Source organism: Streptomyces sp. BE20 (assembly GCF_036322525.1).
Lineage (GTDB): Bacteria > Actinomycetota > Actinomycetes > Streptomycetales > Streptomycetaceae > Kitasatospora.
In genome coordinates this window covers 1-3,304 of the sequence record NZ_JAQYWW010000409.1, presented here as the reverse complement: position 1 = coordinate 3,304, position 3,304 = coordinate 1, and the positions used below count along the sequence as shown (strand labels likewise).

Here is a 3,304-nt window from a genome sequence, read left to right as displayed (position 1 = left end):
GGACGCGCGGCTGCGTCCGGTGCCGCCGGGTGTGCCGGGTGAGCTGTACCTCGCGGGGGTGCAGCTGGCGCGGGGGTACCTGAACCGGGCGGCGCTGACCGCCGAGCGGTTCACCGCCGACCCGTACGGTCCGCCGGGCAGTCGGATGTACCGCACGGGCGACCTCGCCCGGCGGACGGCCGACGGGCGGTTGCAGTTCCTGGGCCGGGTGGACGACCAGGTGAAGCTGCGCGGCTTCCGGATCGAACTCGGCGAGGTGGAGGCCGCGTTGGCCGCCCTGCCGGGCGTCGGCCGGGCCGTCGCGCTGGTCCGCGAGGACGTGCCGGGCCGACGGCAGCTGGTCGGCTACGTCACCGGGACGGCCGATCCCGAGGAACTGCGCCGGAGTGCGGCGGCGGTACTGCCCGAGTACATGGTCCCTTCGGTGGTCGTGGTGCTGGAGGTGCTGCCGCTGACGGCCAACGGCAAGACCGACCGCCGGGCACTGCCCGCCCCCGCGCAGCCGGCCGTCGTCGGGCGGCCCCCGGCCACCCCCGCCGAGCACGCCGTCTGCGCGGCCTTCGCCGAGGTGCTCGGCCTGGCCGGGGCGGGTGTCGAGGACGGCTTCTTCGCCCTGGGAGGGCACTCGCTGCTCGCCGCCCGCGCCGCCGCCAGGATCCGGGCCGCGCTCGGCGTCCCGGTGGACGTCCGGGACGTCTTCGAGGCGCCCACCCCGGCCGCGCTCGCCGCCCGCCTGGCGGGCCGGACCGCCGTCGAGCGCCCCGCGCTGACGGCCGGACCGCGCCCCGGGCGCCTGCCGCTCTCCGCCGGGCAGCGCCGGCTCTGGTTCCTGGACCAGCTGGAAGGGCCCGGGACGGCGTACCACCTGCCGCTGGCCCTGCGGATCGACGGTGCGGACGGCCGCGGCCCGGACACCGCCGCGCTCGCGGCGGCCGTCGCCGACCTGACGGCCCGGCACGAGAGCCTGCGCACCGTCTTCGAGGTCCTGGACGGCGAGCCGTACCAGCGGGTGCTGACCCCGGCCGAGGCGGCCGAGGCCGCGCCGCTGACCGTCCGCGACGTCCCGGGCGACCTCGTCGAGGCCGCCCGGGCGGAGGCGGCCCGGCCCTTCGACCTGGCCGTCGAACCGCCCCTGCGGGCCACCCTGCTGTGCGCCCCCGACGGTGCCCGCGTCCTGGTGCTGCTGCTGCACCACATCGCGGCCGACGAGGCCTCGTTCGCCCCGCTGATGGCGGACCTCCAGGCCGGCTACGCCGCGCGGCTGGCGGGCCGGGCCCCGGAGTTCGCCGAACTTCCGGTCCAGTACGCGGACTTCACGCTCTGGCAGGCGAGCCTGGACCAGGCGGCGCCGTTGGCCCACTGGCGGCGGGCGCTGGCGGGGCTGCCGGAGGAGATCCCGCTGCCCGCCGACCGCCCCCGGCCGGCCGTTCCGAGCGGGCGGGGCGACACCGTCGGGTTCGCCGTCCCCGCGGACGTCGCCGAGCGCCTGCGCGCGCTCGCCGCCGACCACGGAGCCACGCCCTTCATGGTCGTCCACGCGGCGGTGGCGGCGTTGCTGCACCGGCTCGGCGGTGGTGACGACGTCCCGCTGGGCACGCCGGTCGCCGGGCGCGGCGGGGAGGCCGCGCTGGACGGGCTGGTGGGCTTCTTCGTCAACACGGTGGTGCTCCGCGCCGACCTCTCGGGCGATCCGACCTTCGCCGAACTGCTCGACCGGGTCCGGGCCGCGGACCTGGCCGCCCTCGACCACGCCGACGTGCCGTTCGACCGGGTGGTGGAGGAGCTCGCCCCGCCCCGGGCTCCCGGCCGCCACCCGCTGTTCCAGGCGATGGTCGCCCTGGAGGAGGCGGCCCCCGACACCTCCCGGCTGTTCGGCCTCGCCACCGAGGAGGTGGCCGTGGACCCCGGCGCCGCCAAGTTCGACCTCGACGTGGTGCTCAGGCCGGCCCGGCCCGGCGGCTCGTCCGCAGCCGATCCGGCGGCCGGCGACCCCGCCGCCGACGGACTGGTCGGCGGCATCCGCTACGCCACCGACCTGTTCGACCGCGCCACCGTGCAGACCCTGGCCGCCCGGCTGGTCCGCCTGCTGACCCTGGTGACGGCCGAGCCAGGCACCCCGATCGGCCGGCTCGACCTGCTGTCCCCCGGCGAGCACGCCGACCTGGACCGCTGGAACGCCACCGGCCGCGTCCGCCCGGTCACCACCGTCGCCGAGGAGTTCGCCGCCCGGGCCGCCGCCACCCCCGGTGCCACCGCCGTGGTGGCCGGCGCCGACCGGCTGACGTTCCGTGAGCTCGACGAGCGCGCCAACCGGCTCGCCCGCCTGCTGATCGCCCACGGCGCCGGACCGGGCACGCTGACCGCGCTCGCCCTGCCGCGCACCGCCGACGCGGTCGCCGCCCTGCTGGCCGTGCTGCGCCTGGGCGGCGGGTTCCTGCCGCTCGACCTCGGGCTGCCCGCCGAACGGCTCGCCCACATGCTGGCGGACTCGGCCCCGGACGTCGTCCTGGCGACCGGCGCGAGCGCCCGGCTGCTGCCGCCCGGGACCGGGACCCTCGTCCTCGACGACCCGGCCACCGCCGCGGACCTCGCCGCCGGACCGGCCGCGACCGTCCACGTCCCGGCCGACCCGTCCGAGGTGTCCTACGTCATCCACACCTCGGGCTCGACCGGGCGGCCCAAGGGGGTCGTCCTCACCCACGGCGGACTCGACAACCTGTACCACGACCACGACCGCACCCTCTACCGTCCGGTCGCCGCCGCACTGGGCCGGCGCGTGAGGGCCCTGCACACCGCGTCGTTCTCCTTCGACTCCTCCTGGGAGCAGCTGTTCTGGCTGATCGCCGGCCACGAACTGCACCTGCTCGACGACATCCTCCGCCGGGACGCCGAGGCGGTCGTCGGCTACTGCGCCGAGCACCGGATCGACGCCCTCGACGTCACGCCCTCCTACGCGCGGCAGCTGCTGGACGCCGGCCTGCTGACCGGCGCCCACCGCCCGCCGGTGCTGCTGCTCGGCGGCGAGGGCGTGCCGCCCGACCTCTGGGCCGAGCTGCGCGGCCACCCGGACGTCCGGGTGGTCAACTACTACGGGCCGACCGAGTTCACCGTCGACGCCCTGGTGGCCGGGACGGCGGACGCCGACGGGCCGGTGATCGGGCGTCCGCTCGACAACACCCGGGCCCACGTGCTGGACGCGCGGCTGCGTCCGGTGCCGCCGGGTGTGCCGGGTGAGCTGTACCTCGCGGGGGTGCAGCTGGCGCGGGGGTACCTGAACCGGGCGGCGCTGACCGCCGAGCGGTTC

1 protein-coding gene is annotated in these 3,304 nt (G+C 77.6%); it reads left to right on the top strand.

All coding sequences use genetic code 11. The features are described from left to right. Window positions 1–31: 31 nt before the first annotated feature. A partial coding sequence (locus tag PUR61_RS03055) for an AMP-binding protein (protein ID WP_329875321.1) occupies window positions 32–3,304 on the top strand: 3,273 nt, incomplete at its 3' end.